Genomic DNA, 12051 nt, shown 5'->3' with positions numbered 1-12051 from the left:
TTAACGTATTGACTTTTATTATTTTCCATAATAACGATTGTTTTAGTGTATCGTTATTTCAGGACTTCACAGAATTATAATATTAAAAGCTGTGCATATTTTATAAGTGTATGGCTTTTTTTATGTCTATAAGTTTAATGCCTAACTAAATTATCATACATCAATTTTTTCATCATAATGCAATACTACCTTTGCCTAAGATTTAATAACCAAACAAAAATTATGATGAACCTAAAGAAAATTTACCTGACCTTTTTCTCTGTAACATTATCTATTATTGCATTAATGTATGGAATACAGCCTCAATGGTTTGCTTCAATGTTTTTAGAAAATTCTAGTATTACCACAGACGCTTCTCATGTACTGCGTGCTGTAAGTGGTTTATACCTTTCTTTAATACTCTTCTTTGTATATGGAATTTTTAATTCAAAATACACCGATACTGCAATAATAGTTACTGCTATCTTTTGTTTAGGTCTGGCTTTGGGAAGAACATTTAGTATTGTTTTGGACGGTGTGCCTTCACCGATCTTAGTAGTATATGTATTGATGGAGTATGCGATTTTACCTGTTGCTTATTTACTATTAAAAAAGTCAAATATAGAGAAGGAAAGTATTTTAGTGATGCAAAAAGTACAATAAGTGACTTATATATAAACTATTTGTTAAGGTTGATGGAAATGAAATATTTTTCTTTCAACCTTTTCAGCTGTTTTGTAATTTAGTTAACTGCCAAATTAAAATTACGTTATACTATTGCCTCTAAATTATTTTTTATGATTACTGTCTCTCAAAATCTTCAGTTTAGAGTACATAATGGCATTTACGAAAATAAAATAATAGGCAAATTTTAGTTTGAAGCTAGAGATTTGAATAATAACTAACCTACTCGATTTATGAAAAAGTACATCTATCTTTTTACTTTTTTACTTTTTAATGCTTGTGACAATCCTGATGTGGACCCAAGTACTTTTCAGGAGATATTTTTTGAACAACAGAATGTAAACATTGACCTTCCTGATGTGACCAATGAAGACATTGATGTACAGGTGCTTTTAAACGCAAGACCTAATACTGAAAGATTGACTTTGGTTCTATTAGGTGAAGGTGATATTGATGGTGTGAGAGAAAACTTGAAAGTAGAAATTAATGTTCAGATTTCTAATCTAATTTTGAATCCTGATTTTTCATATTCATTTATCATTGAAGAATCTACTCCAATCAAGACACTTGTCAACTGCGATGCGGATAACCCTAACTCTGCCGTGGGTGAATTAGTGTCATTTGTAGAGGGTATCAATGCTTTTAAGTGGAATAATGATAATCAGCAATATTATATGGATTTGAACGACTTGAACGATATTTTACCTCAAGTGACTCTTCCTTCGCAGATGATGTATCAAACTGCTGGGGTGATACAGAGAGACTGCAACTAATATAGAAGATGGCGTGTTTGGGTTTTGATTAATAATTTTCAAACACGCTATTTGAGTTTTCTTTTCTTGAAAATACTGCTGAACATCATGTGCATATACGCATACTTTTTACTTTCTGCCTGAAAAAAACGGCTTTCATGGATTAAAGTATGATAATTGAAAAGTTTGGTATTTTGCAGATTGACAGTGATTCTGAAGAAAGAAATCATGCTCAAATGGATCAGTTTATGCAGTGATCGCAATGGAAAACGTTCGTGTATTCTAAAATCAGTGACAATCCATTTTCCATTTTCAGAAAGTAATGAATAGATAAAAGGGATAAAGGCTTGAAACTGTTTTTCATTCAGTAGATCCACGAAAAAATTTGTAATGATTACATCAAAATGACCATATTCTTTGGCATCTTCATAGGACGCATTGATGAATTTTATAGGCGAATTGATTTTGTTTTTCTTAGCTAAAGCAATCATCTTGGGTGATTTTTCGATGTAGACTATTTCAGAAGCTAAGCCTAATTGATCAATTTCACTTAATATTTTTCCTGACCCTCCTCCGATAATTAATATTCTACTTTTTCTCTTAATCCTTTCAAGGTGTTTTAGTTGAATTTCCTGTATTGCCTTACCAAAAACAATGGCGGCAATGAAATCATAAAACTTTGCTATATAATCAAATTGATCTTTATTCATTATAAAACCCATAACACTGGATAAAGGAAGATAAAATCTCCTAAAATCCTGAAATAATCATCTTTAGAAAAGAACTCTGACTTAATATAAATTATAAATAGGGATAAACCCATAAAAAAGAAGATTATTTGTGGAATGATAAAGTTCAATTTGAGCCAGAAAAAGCTGATGATAAAGAGCAAAAGGAACAATCCAAAGAGTATTTTTAGTCTTATATTGATGCCATCATAACCCAATTTTAAGGCACCTGACATCATCTTGTCTTTCTTGTCTGATTCAACATCAAATAATGAAAACTCTAATAAATTGATGGTGGCCAGAATAAAAATACTTACGCTAAAAAAATGAAGAGCAGGGTGGTAGTTATCACTTAAACTATATACCGGAAGGGCTACGCCAAGGGTGTAAATAAGAGCTACCGTTGTTTCTTTAAAAGTGGAGAAGGGAACGAACTTTAAGTTGATAATCAGTAAGTAAGCACCTACTATAATCATCAAGACTATGCCATGATAGAAGACCGTAAGTGGCAGGTAAGTCACTGTGATGACAAACCCTACAAAAGCTAAAATTGAGCAGGCTGTAGAAAGTGCTTTCTTGTATTTCTGATGAAAAGCATGTCTGAAAGTATGAGCAGTGTGTTGAATGGAGAAAGCATCCATTAAGTGATCTAGTGTGTAAATTACCCATACGGCTATTCCTAAAGAAAAATAGATGGGTATTGGAATCTCAGTATTATTGATTTTGCCTAGAAACATAGAGCAAACTATAGCACCAAGGGCCACATCTATGCTCAAGGCTTGTATATAGTGATAAAGTCGCTTCAAAGAAGAGTGGTTAAGTTATGGGGTTAATAATTTTTTGTATTGACTCGAACGAGTAGGGTCTAATTCCAATAATATACGTCCCACCTGATCAGCTAATTCCTGAGGTGCTTTAGCAAAAAGATTGGCGATCTCTATGCCTTTAGCTGCAAAGAATACATCCATAGTAACAGAAATTGGGATATTCTTTTTCACTATTTTGAGGTCATTCAAACCTTGTAGTATATTGGTTCTTGCCTCATCAGGATTCTCCTCAAAAATATCCAGACCTTGGCGGTGGTAAGTATATAAGAAGGCTCTGAATTTCTCGAACTGTGGGTCCATAAAATCACGAGCCAAATAATAACGGTCTCTTTTGTCGCCAAATGCACTCCAGCCAGCTCTTCCATTTTGTTCAGAATAATTGGCAATCTCTAATGCTTTTTCAAAATATTGCGAACCACCCTTAGGTGAAAATGTATCATAGTCAATACCTAAAACAATATAAGCATAGTAACTCATTAATGCCACAATTTCAGAGTTATAGATGCCTTGAGAGTACACCATTCTGTCAGAATTATTGTAGTTGAACTGCCATTTTGTGTCTAGAAAATTGAGTGTAGGCGTTTCAAAAGAAGCTCCGTAAACGGGTCTGATACTTTGGATTTGTACATCTGCAGTGAAATTCTGACCAGCTATATCTGTATTAGAACCAAGAGTAACTAAAATGTTTACTTTGATTTTTTCGACATCATCAAATTTGTCATTCGTCCATTTTTGATCATTCATGAATTGCTGCATGTTGTTTTGCAGGTCTGTGATGACTTGTTTTTCAGCGGTTTGTACACGTTCGCCATTTACAGTCACAGTAGCGTTAATTTCCTGTGCGTAGTTCTTCGAAACGATAAGTAAACCTAAAAAGAATATTAGAAGTTGTTTCATAATGGACTGTTTTATAAGCAACAATAGCTTATTAAAAAAATATTAAGTACAAAGTCAAAAATAAATCATAGATAATTTTGAATTTGTACTTATTTACGAATATACAATTCTTAATTTTCTCATCAACATAAGAACTAAAATATAGTAGAATTAGTTTTATAAATTATATTGTTTATATTTACCGAACGATCGGTAAAAAAAACTATTTATTATGAGACCTCAAAAAATTAATGATGAAGAATTGATTGAAAGTATTTTTCAGAGTATACGCTCCAAGGGATTTGACGGAGTGAGTATTCGAGACCTAGAAAAATGCTCTGGCTTGAAAAAAGCGAGTCTTTATCATCGCTTTCCTAATGGTAAAATTGAAATGACCCAAAAAGTGATGGCTTTTGTTGGGGAATGGGTCAGTCAAAATATTTTATCCTTGTTGAAAGATCAAAGCTTAGATACAGAGGTGAGATTAAATAAGGCGCTGGAGAGCATAAGTGTTTTTTATAATAAAGGAGAATATACCTGCCTATTTAAAGCACTTTCATTGGAGAACAGCTATTCCATTTTTGATAAGGAATTAGAAAAAGGAATGTCCAATTGGATAGGAGCTTGGGAGCAATATGGAATTGACAAAGGCCTTGATCCTGTTCTTGCAAAGGATAATGCAGTGAAAGTAATGATTCAACTTCAGGGCTCATTGACGGTATCAAAAGTGATGAAAAACAATGAAGTCTTCGCTCAAACTCTAAAGGATATAGCCCAACTTTATCAGTAAGGAAATTTTCTTATTGCCTTGCTACTTAGATACTAATCTACTTGAATTTTACACTTCCAAAACTTATCATACTATGGAATTATTTCATGAAAAAGAACGCTATTTACAGGAAATACTAGGTTCAAATATTAATCATAAGGTAGCGGAAAAAATTATTACAAATCAAATAGATGAACGTGCTTCTCGCTTTATTCAAAGTTTGAATTATGCTTTTATGAGTTATAGAGATAAAAATGGTTTTCCTCAGGTACTGCCATTGAGTGGTGATGATATGATTCGGGTCCCTTCTCCATCTATAATTTTGATTAATCTAGAACCTCAGTCTCAAATGATCGAGAACTTTGATGTTGATATCAAAGCTATTCATAAAGTAGGTCTGCTATTTATTGATTTATTGTCTCGAAGAAGGTTGAGAGTTAATGGAATAGTCAAACAACATAATGCAGTGCTTGAGATGGAGGTAGAACAAGCCTATGTCAATTGTCCTAAATATATCCAATCAAGAACGCTTGAGTTTCATTTTACCAATTCTAAAAAGATACTTAGGGGAGATGCTTTAACAGCTGATCAAACAACACTAATTGAAAATGCAGATACTTTTTTCCTAGGAACAAGTAACGCTAATGGAGATATGGATGCTTCTCACAGAGGAGGAAATAAGGGTTTTGTCAAGGTAGATAACAATGTGTTGCTTGTGCCTGATTATAAAGGGAATGGTTTGTATAATTCCTTAGGTAATATACTGGATTACTCTAAAGTAGGTTTGTTGTTTTTTGATTTTGAAAATGCCGAAATGCTTCAGGTAAAAGGGAAAGCAACTCTAATTTTCAATGAAGATAAAAGTAAGGTTACGCATTGGGAATTGTCAGTGGAGGATTGGGTTCATTATTATGAAATGCTGGAGATGCAATCCCTCTTTTTTGATTCATCAGTTTATAACTATTAAAAATAAATCATTATGCTACTATTAAAAATTAACCCCACTCGAAAAGAGGATCTATTGATCAAACAAAAATTAGATGAAATGTTTTTAGCCAAGAAGGTGGAAACAGAGGAATCTTTAGAAATGCCCATTATTATACAAGGTAAAGAAGAGTATAAGGGTAATGAGAGGATAGGACAGTTTTTTAAAGAACTGACAGTGTTATATGACGGCTGGTATGAAGACCGTTGTGATAAATATGAGAATGTGGATGGAACTCCTAAGTTTTAAAATAAATGTAGGGTAGATTATATTTTCTACCCTACATTTTTTATAGCTCTAAATTCTTTCAATAATATTCTGAACGACCGTAGTAGCAACTTCTTTTTTAGTCATAAGTGGAAGCTCTGTAACGGTATCTTTAGCTACAATTGATACCTTATTGGTGTCATGTCCAAAGCCTGCACCTTTATCATTAAGACTATTCAATACGACAAAATCAACATTTTTTCGGACCAATTTCGCTTTCGCATTTTCTAATTCATTATCTGTTTCCAGTGCAAAACCGACTGTTACTTGTCCTTCTTTTTTCTTTTCTCCCATTGTTTTCGCAATGTCAAAAGTGCGCTTCATGTCAATCTGAAGATTCCCTTCTTCTTTCTTGATCTTAGAAGTTGCAACTGTAGAAGGAGTATAATCAGCTACAGCAGCAGTGAAAATACAAATGTCTGTCTCTTCAAAGCGTTTATCTACAGCTTCATACATCTGCTGTGCAGAAAGAACGTTATCCACTTCAACTGAAGTCGGTGGTGACAATAACACTGGTCCAGAAACAATGGTTACTTCTGCCCCCTGATCTCTCAATTCCTCTGCAATAGCATAACCCATTTTGCCAGTAGAACCATTCGTAATATATCTAACCGGGTCAATTCTTTCTCTAGTAGGTCCTGCAGTCACCACTGCTTTTTTGCCATAAAGCGGAAGATCAGATTTAGGTTTAAAGAAGTTTTCTACAGCTTCAACAATATGTTCAGGTTCAGCCATTCGTCCTTTTCCAACTAAACCGCTGGCCAATTCGCCCTCTTCTGCGTCAACAATTACATGACCATAAGAAGTCAGTGTATTAATGTTTCTTGTTGTCGAGGGATGTATGAACATATCCAGATCCATAGCAGGAGCGATCATCACCGGGCAACGTGCAGAAAGGTAAGTGGCCATTAATAGGTTGTCGCACATGCCGTTGGCCATTTTCGCCATTGTATTGGCGGTGGCGGGAGCGATAATCATCAAATCAGCCCAAAGACCGAGTTTTACATGACTATTCCACTCTCCAGTTTCTTCATTTGCATAATGAGTTAATACAGGGTTTTCTGATAGTGTAGATAATGTAACAGGAGTGATGAATTGCTTAGCGGCTTCCGTCATTATGATTTGTACTTCTGCTTTTTGTTTTTTCAGCAAACGTGTTAATAATGCAATTTTATAAGCTGCAATTCCTCCTGTAACACCGATTAATATTTTTTTTCCTTTAAGAATGCTATCCATTTGTTATGTTGATTCAGTTATTTTTTTGAGCGATTTAATGGTAAGTACAAATTCAAAATTATTTAATACTAATACTATGTATAGTTTTGCGATTACTGCCTTCAAAAAACTTCTAATAGAACCACTATTAATGCGTTTTTTAGCGTTGTACTCACAAAAAATAAATTAGAATTAACTATGATTTATTTTTGACTTAGTACTTATTTTCCTAAAACTAGGGCATACAATACTGCTCACGGCAGTAAAAATAAAAAAAAAGAACTTCCAATTCTACTTAAATGTAAACTTGGAAGTTCTAAAATCTAATAATAGGGTCTGATCAATTAGTATGATCTGTCTTCTACATTAGTAAAAAAGATCTTGTCCTCAATCAACTCCTCAACAGCAAGAGTCGTTGCTTTAGGCATACGCTCGTAGAAACGAGAAATTTCAATTTGCTCACGGTTTTCTTGAACTTCTTCAAGGTTATCAACAGTGGTAGCAAACTCTGACAATTTTGCTTGTAACTCATCTTTTAAACGAGATGAGATTTGTCTTGAACGTTTTCCCGCAATAACAATTGACTTATAGATGTTATCTGTCTCTTTCGTCAAATCCGTTAAATCACGAGTTATAAGTGATGCTTTAGGCATTGATATATATTATTTATAATCGAATACTACTTACAAGTTCGCTAAATTATTGTTTTTTTGTGATAATCCCAAAAATTGCTTTTGAATCTATAAAAAATAAAACTTAATATAAGATGAAGTAATTTTATTGAATGCTCATTTTCAGTGATTTCATCTATTTTAAACGCTTTTTAGTCTACTTCACTATCACTTCAAAAAGGTATAATTACACGTAGTTGATGTGAAGTGAGTCTTTTAGGTATTTTGTATCTCTCTATTCCTGCACTGTTTTTTTTATAAAAAAATAAAGCCACTTTTTTTAAAAAGTGGCTTCATCAATAGATCATAGGATTACTATGGTCTAGTTAGGAAATAACTGATTGCGAATATCGTTGATTCTAAGACGTAATTCAGTGTCAGCGTCAGCGTATTCATTTTGCAGTTGTTTTGGCTCAGCATCTCTGCTAGGACCATAAATTCTTTTGCTGTTTAAATTAACACCTGGGTTTGGAGCGTGGTTGTGCTGTCCGAAGCACGAAGTTAAGGTTGCTAGGATTGCAATTACGCTGCTATAAATAAAAAACTTTTTCATAAACTTCTCTATAGTGTTTGTTTGACTTAATGCGCATAGTCAACGCAAAATTACGCTTTCAAAGAAGAAACACAAGAAAATCTTAAAGGATTCCTCAAATAAAAGGCAAGACAATGCAAACTTTTTAGTAGATTTGATTAACAGACGTTATATTTCGTCTTATAATATTCTTCGACCTCTTTAAATATGAATAAAAAACCAAATTTATCCGCAATTGAAATTTATGCTGAGAAAGTAGCAGATACAATATGCGATGACTTTTTCTCAGACAATGATTATATAACAGGTATACAAATAACGAAGTTGAGCTCTATTCAGAGTATCAACCTATTCATATTAAAAAGAATTTTTGAGAACTGGCAGAAAGAAGCAGTGAGGATTCAAAGTCCTTATTTTGATTATTCTGCTGAAAGTGTAAGAACTTCTTTGGAGCAATTAATGAATGCGCTCTCTAAAAATATACATATCTCAAGACTTCATTTCTTACCTCTATTGCAAAAAGCAATTCGAGATGTTTTAGTATTAACGTTTGCTCCGGAGCTTTTCTATGAGGAGTTTTATGGTGTGCAGGGCATTAAAATACCAATGAAAAATTATTTGGTGCCAATGTTCGCTTACATTAAAATTCATCCAAAATTAGCAGTAGAAATCTTAACTGCTTTGCAGGAAGAAGCAGGAGTGAATATTAAGAGAAATGAAGCCATAAATATTACCAACAATATTATTGATCATCATAAGGAACTTCAAGATGATCCTAAAGAGATTATTTCATTATTCAATGAAATAGTACCTGTAGGAATTTTTGAATTGCATCCTAACTATCTTGATGAGCCTCCAGTAGCGAAGGAATCTACTTTTGAACCTAAAAATGTAGATGATATAGATATTGGAAAGCTTTCTGATGATATTGTGAATTTTGATATTGAGAAAAAAGAAGAACCGGAACCTGCTCCTGAGATAAAAGTTGAAGAACCGGCAAAAGAAGAGAAGGAAGAGGAGCCGATTATACCTTTTAGTGAAGCACCGAAGGAAGAGGATGATAGTTTAGGTTTTGAAACTATAGTGATCGAAGAACCGACTTTTGAAGATCCAGTAGTGGAGGAAGAGGAAACTGTTGAGGAGAGTATTGAGGCAGCAGTAGAAAGCTCATTGGAAAGTTTTAATCTTGATGATTTGACTGAAGAAGAGCCTGAAGCGGTTGCTGAGGAAGAGGATACAGTAGAGAATGAATCTACGCCTGTACCTGAAACGGTAGAACCTAAAGTGAGTGTGGAAGATGAAGTGGAGGAGAAAGAGGAAGAAACAGTGGCTGTGGAGGAAAACGGAGCGGCAACTTTGCAAGATACTTTGAAAGCAGAATCTTCTGAAGAAACGGGTACTACTTTATTAGATAAAATTCAAGGGAATACGGGTTCATCAGAAAGCATCCGTTCTCAAATGAGCATTAATCAGAAATTCTTATTCCAAAAAGAATTATTTGGAGGAGATGCTGAAGTGATGGATGATGCCATTAAATTGATTGACGGTAGTAAAGATTACACAGAAGCAATCAGTTTTATCAAAACACATTATGCACAGCAATATGATTGGGACTTCACTTCTGACGCAGTGATGAATTTTATTTCATTAGTTGATATGAAATTTTAATTAAAATATAAATCAAAAAAAATGGGCTACTAGTTTTAATAATTAGTAGCCCATTTTTGTTATTCAATTGAAGGAACGGAGTCATCAGTAGGAGATCCCGCATTGGCGTAGTCTTCTTTTACATTTGAGACTATCCATTCTGAATCAGAATTATTGGTTCCTCTAGAGCTATCCCAGTCTGTATTAGGATCAGTGACAGTGATCTTTCTCCATAACACAAGATCTCTAGTTGCTTCGGCAATACCTGCCACTTCCCATCCATTCCCAGGATCTGACCCCACGGGAGGATCAGCAGCGTAACTTGTACCTATGACATCAGTGACTACATTGTTTTTCAGCAACCTAATACCATCGTCTCCATTTGCCGTTAATTGATCCCATGTTTCATCAACTGTTATACGGTCTGGGTTGACGCCATCACGACCAATGACTAAAACTTCGCCTGGTCCTAGTGATGTTGTTGTAAAGGTATGTGTACTGCCCCAATCTCCACCATTTGAAGAATATTCTAAGGTGTAATTGGATAGGGTTGCTGTTTCTGTGCTACTTGGGTTATAAATTTCGATATAGGTATTTCTAAAATCAGTCCCTGTTTCTTTCGTTGAAGAACAGGCGTATTCTGAAATGATAAGATTTGAATTGTCAGAAGGACCACCTTCTAAAGTGATATTGCTTGACTTTGAAGCGGCATTGAAAATATGGGCAGGTACTTCGAAAGTAGCTTCATCTCCAAATGGATTACTTCCTAAATCCACACTTTCTAAGGTTTCAGTATCATCATCAGCTGACCACCATGTTATCGACGCAGAGTTAGGTAGTTGATTTCTGAATAAATAAATATCTTTCAGCTTACTGTTTTGTGATAAATCAATACTAGTAAGTCCTAGTCCGGAGTCCCATTGGCCTGAGTTGTATTGTCTTATTCTTAGCACCTCTAGATTAATGCAATCGCTCAAATCTATCGTTGTAATAGTAGATTGTTCAGCAATGAAATGGACAAGATTACTTTTTCCAGAAAGGTCAATTGTTTCACCTGCAAAACGATAAATACTGATGGAATCTATAGAATTGGGTAGGGTCAGTGAAACAAGGTTGCCTAGACCACTTCCAGAATGATCGGCATCTAAACTCAATAAGTTGGTATTGTTTTCTAAAGCCAAAGTGTCAACTTCATTAGCTGATATATTTAATCGAATTAAGCCAGTGAAATAAGTTAGTTCTGAAGCTTTAGCTATTCCTTTATCACTAACATCTAGTGAAGTCACATCTTTTACACTATCTGGGAATAAGTAATATTGTCCCGTAGAAATTGGCCCGCCTGCATATCCTAATGAATCTAATGCTTTTCCAAAATTAATATCAACGATGGCAATGGCACCGTCTGGTAGTTCCACATTTGGTTGTTGTCTTACGACTCCGTTTCTCACTGTCAATTGATCGTAAATTACAGAGTCTATAGTAATAGGGGTTCCTGTATTTTCTGAAACATCAATTTCTTTAAGGTTAACATTTTTAGAAACATCAAGGCTAGTTAAGTCGTGACTTTCTAGTTCAAAAACTACAAGATTAATGTTATTGGTTAAATTGATAAATGATACAAATCCTGGAGCTCGAGAAGAAGCACTGAATTCAACTTCTTCTAATAAAGTTAGAGAATCGAGATCGAGGGTGTCCAGCCAATTATTATTGATGTAAATACCTTTCATATTTCTGCATTGAGAAAAGTTAAGAGAGGTAAATTCATTGGATGTTGCTCTGAAAGTCTCTAGTCCTGTGAAGTAAATAAGTTCTTCAAAATCGGTTAATTTATCTGGAGAAAGAATATCAACATTAGCTCCTGAACTGTTTTTGGCAATATCCAAATCACGTACTCTAGCTACCTCATTAGGAATGATATAGTAAGATGTGTCAGTGCCGTTGATTTCTCTATGACCGTAATTCAAAGCATATAAATCAAATCCAAGTGTAGGATTATCAAAAAGGTAGATTTTCTGACCTCCACCAGAACTAGTATCTTCACCTACCTGACTTTTGCAACCAAATAGGGCAAAAAAGATGAAGAGGAATGTGATTAATTTATGTTTCATGGTGTTTGAAT

12 protein-coding genes are annotated in these 12051 nt (G+C 34.2%); 6 read left to right on the top strand and 6 right to left on the bottom strand.

Annotated elements, in window-relative coordinates; all coding sequences use genetic code 11:
- Positions 1-222: 222 nt before the first annotated feature.
- Together HHU12_RS27065 and HHU12_RS27060 are read left to right on the top strand one after the other, a co-directional pair.
- Positions 223-642: a DUF4345 domain-containing protein gene (locus HHU12_RS27065; RefSeq protein ID WP_169659864.1), complete on the top strand. Its 420-nt coding sequence runs from the start codon at positions 223-225 to the stop codon at positions 640-642.
- Positions 643-896: 254 nt separating this feature from the next.
- Positions 897-1436: a hypothetical protein gene (locus HHU12_RS27060; protein ID WP_169659863.1), complete on the top strand. Its 540-nt coding sequence runs from the start codon at positions 897-899 to the stop codon at positions 1434-1436.
- A gap of 47 nt (positions 1437-1483) precedes the next feature.
- Here the strand turns inward: HHU12_RS27060 and HHU12_RS27055 are convergent, their stop codons facing one another.
- From HHU12_RS27055 to porD, 3 genes are read right to left on the bottom strand one after another with little or no spacing between them, the layout of a single operon-like run.
- Positions 1484-2125 (bottom strand): class I SAM-dependent methyltransferase, encoded by a 642-nt coding sequence (locus HHU12_RS27055; protein ID WP_169659862.1) that lies wholly within the window; start codon positions 2123-2125, stop codon positions 1484-1486.
- Positions 2125-2949, bottom strand: a complete 825-nt coding sequence (locus HHU12_RS27050) for a UbiA prenyltransferase family protein (protein ID WP_169659861.1) — start codon at positions 2947-2949, stop codon at positions 2125-2127. Before HHU12_RS27050 ends, HHU12_RS27055 begins: the two co-directional genes overlap by 1 nt.
- A gap of 15 nt (positions 2950-2964) precedes the next feature.
- Positions 2965-3867 carry a type IX secretion system protein PorD gene (gene porD / locus HHU12_RS27045; RefSeq protein ID WP_169659860.1) on the bottom strand — a complete coding sequence of 301 codons (903 nt, stop codon included), beginning with the start codon at positions 3865-3867 and terminating at the stop codon, positions 2965-2967.
- 211 nt (positions 3868-4078) lie between these two features.
- On the opposite strand from porD, the gene HHU12_RS27040 reads away from it, so the two are divergent.
- The 3 genes from HHU12_RS27040 to HHU12_RS27030 all read left to right on the top strand — a co-directional run bounded on the left by HHU12_RS27040 (position 4079) and on the right by HHU12_RS27030 (position 5849).
- A complete protein-coding gene (locus HHU12_RS27040) occupies positions 4079-4636 on the top strand; it encodes a TetR/AcrR family transcriptional regulator (RefSeq protein WP_169659859.1) in 558 nt (185 codons plus the stop codon).
- 73 nt (positions 4637-4709) lie between these two features.
- Positions 4710-5582: a pyridoxamine 5'-phosphate oxidase family protein gene (locus HHU12_RS27035; protein ID WP_169659858.1), complete on the top strand. Its 873-nt coding sequence runs from the start codon at positions 4710-4712 to the stop codon at positions 5580-5582.
- 12 nt (positions 5583-5594) lie between these two features.
- Positions 5595-5849, top strand: coding sequence for a hypothetical protein (locus tag HHU12_RS27030; protein ID WP_169659857.1), 255 nt, complete (start codon positions 5595-5597; stop codon positions 5847-5849).
- Between the two features lie 48 nt (positions 5850-5897).
- Here HHU12_RS27030 and coaBC read toward each other — a convergent pair whose 3' ends face one another.
- Both coaBC and HHU12_RS27020 read right to left on the bottom strand, forming a co-directional pair.
- Positions 5898-7103 carry a bifunctional phosphopantothenoylcysteine decarboxylase/phosphopantothenate--cysteine ligase CoaBC gene (gene coaBC, locus HHU12_RS27025; protein WP_169659856.1) on the bottom strand — a complete coding sequence of 402 codons (1206 nt, stop codon included), beginning with the start codon at positions 7101-7103 and terminating at the stop codon, positions 5898-5900.
- A 323-nt stretch (positions 7104-7426) separates the two neighbouring features.
- Positions 7427-7735 carry a DNA-directed RNA polymerase subunit omega gene (locus tag HHU12_RS27020; protein WP_044204845.1) on the bottom strand — a complete coding sequence of 103 codons (309 nt, stop codon included), beginning with the start codon at positions 7733-7735 and terminating at the stop codon, positions 7427-7429.
- Between the two features lie 757 nt (positions 7736-8492).
- On the opposite strand from HHU12_RS27020, the gene HHU12_RS27015 reads away from it, so the two are divergent.
- A complete protein-coding gene (locus HHU12_RS27015; RefSeq protein ID WP_169659855.1) occupies positions 8493-9953 on the top strand; it encodes a hypothetical protein in 1461 nt (486 codons plus the stop codon).
- Positions 9954-10012: 59 nt separating this feature from the next.
- On the opposite strand, the gene HHU12_RS27010 is transcribed toward HHU12_RS27015, so the two are convergent.
- Positions 10013-12040, bottom strand: coding sequence for a lamin tail domain-containing protein (locus HHU12_RS27010; protein ID WP_169659854.1), 2028 nt, complete (start codon positions 12038-12040; stop codon positions 10013-10015).
- Between the last annotated feature and the right edge of the window lie 11 nt (positions 12041-12051).

Source organism: Flammeovirga aprica JL-4 (genome assembly GCF_012844305.1).
Lineage (GTDB): Bacteria > Bacteroidota > Bacteroidia > Cytophagales > Flammeovirgaceae > Flammeovirga > Flammeovirga aprica.
The sequence above is the reverse complement of the archived record's forward strand: the minus strand, read 5'-3'. Positions and strand labels throughout refer to the sequence as shown.